The sequence below is a fragment of the Pontimicrobium sp. MEBiC01747 genome (assembly GCF_053601635.1).
Genome location: NZ_JBSHNS010000261.1, coordinates 1 through 1,085, shown reverse-complemented (window position 1 = coordinate 1,085; position 1,085 = coordinate 1). Strand labels below are relative to the sequence as shown.

General features: G+C 30.7%; 2 protein-coding genes. Both read left to right on the top strand.

What is annotated here, in order from left to right; translation table 11 throughout:
* Positions 1-561 (top strand): lipid-A-disaccharide synthase N-terminal domain-containing protein (locus ACVC2P_RS08625; protein ID WP_452598071.1); only part of this gene is annotated, 561 nt, incomplete at its 5' end.
* 49 nt (positions 562-610) lie between these two features.
* A partial coding sequence (locus tag ACVC2P_RS08620) for an ArnT family glycosyltransferase (RefSeq protein ID WP_452598070.1) occupies positions 611-1,085 on the top strand: 475 nt, incomplete at its 3' end.

Genomic DNA, 1,085 nt, shown 5'->3' with positions numbered 1-1,085 from the left:
ATAGTACAATGGATAACTAGCGAAAAACAAAAGAAAGTTATTACACCTAGCCTATTTTGGTCGTTAAGTTTAATGGCATCCTTTTTATTGTTTATATATGGTTATCTGCGTAACGATTTTGCCATTATGTTAGGCCAAGGGTTAACCTATTATATATACATTCGTAATTTACAATTACAAAACCAATGGCAAAAAGTACCTAAGCTGTTACAATGGGTTTTCTTTTTAATGCCTGTTTTTGTTGTTATTTTTTATTATAACAATAATAAAATAGACGTAACTTTATTATTTAAAAACGAAGACATTCCCTTTTGGTTATTGGCATTAGGTATTGTCTCTCAAATAGTATTTACATTACGTTTTGTGTTTCAATGGCTGTATTCTGAAAAGAAAAAAGAATCGACCTTGCCTCTAGGTTTTTGGGCTTTAAGCCTTATAGGTTCTCTACTTATTTTAACGTATGCTATTTTTAGAAAAGATCCTGTGCTTTTTGTTGGTCATATCTTAGGCGCAACCATATATATTAGAAATCTTATTTTATTAAAGAAACAAGATGCTTAAAATCTTAAAAAAATATCCTGTTCTATTACTTTGTCTATTTGTAGCTATCATGTTACTACCCAATTTAGACACCTTACAAGTAACTATTATGGAGGCTCGTAATTTTATTACAGCAAGAGAAATGATAGAAAACGACCATTGGATATTAACAACCATGAATGGAGAAGCACGGTACCAAAAACCACCTTTACCCACTTGGTTATCTGCCATATCTACAATGATATTTGGAGTAAAAAGTATTTTTGGAATGCGTTTACCAGCAGTTTTTATGGTTATGATTGTTGGTAGTTATATGTTTTATTTATCGCGTAGTATATTAAAAAGTAGACTACATAGTATGGTAAATGCGTTGGTTGTTGTGACTTCATTTTATGTTATTGGTATAACTATAGAAGCACCTTGGGACATTTTTGCTCATGGTTTTATGCTTATTGCCATATACAACCTTAATAAACTCTTTAAAAAAGAACAAACCAATTGGTCTGTAGCCTTACAAGCTGGTTTTTTTATAGGGTTATCTATAT